Raw genomic sequence first — 284 nt, 5'->3', positions numbered from 1 at the left:
GCCGTGCTGTGGGCGGTTGACTTTGCGTCGCGTCTGCCGGGGGTGATCCCATGGTCGCCGGTGAGTCTGTTCTGGCTGTGAGCGGTGCGGGCTGAAATGCCGGCTACAGGTCCGACGGTGTGGAGGCATTCGACTTGATTCTAGTGCGGTACTTCGCCGGAAGCGTTCCGACCACTTCCAGGGCGAGTATGCAGTTCTCGGACATGTACTTGTCGTAGGCGTGGTCGGCCAGTTCCTGGTTTTGGACCAGGTCGCCTTCTTCGTGTCGGAACTGGCGCGACGGG

1 protein-coding gene is annotated in these 284 nt (G+C 62.0%); it reads right to left on the bottom strand.

What is annotated here, in order from left to right; genetic code table 11:
• Nucleotides 1-103: 103 nt before the first annotated feature.
• On the bottom strand, nucleotides 104-284 hold a 181-nt coding region (locus SKC41_RS31765), incomplete at its 5' end, for a hypothetical protein (RefSeq protein WP_330981560.1).

The sequence above is a fragment of the Mycobacterium sp. 050128 genome, assembly GCF_036409155.1.
In the GTDB taxonomy this organism is placed as follows: domain Bacteria; phylum Actinomycetota; class Actinomycetes; order Mycobacteriales; family Mycobacteriaceae; genus Mycobacterium.
The sequence above is the reverse complement of the archived record's forward strand: the minus strand, read 5'-3'. Positions and strand labels throughout refer to the sequence as shown.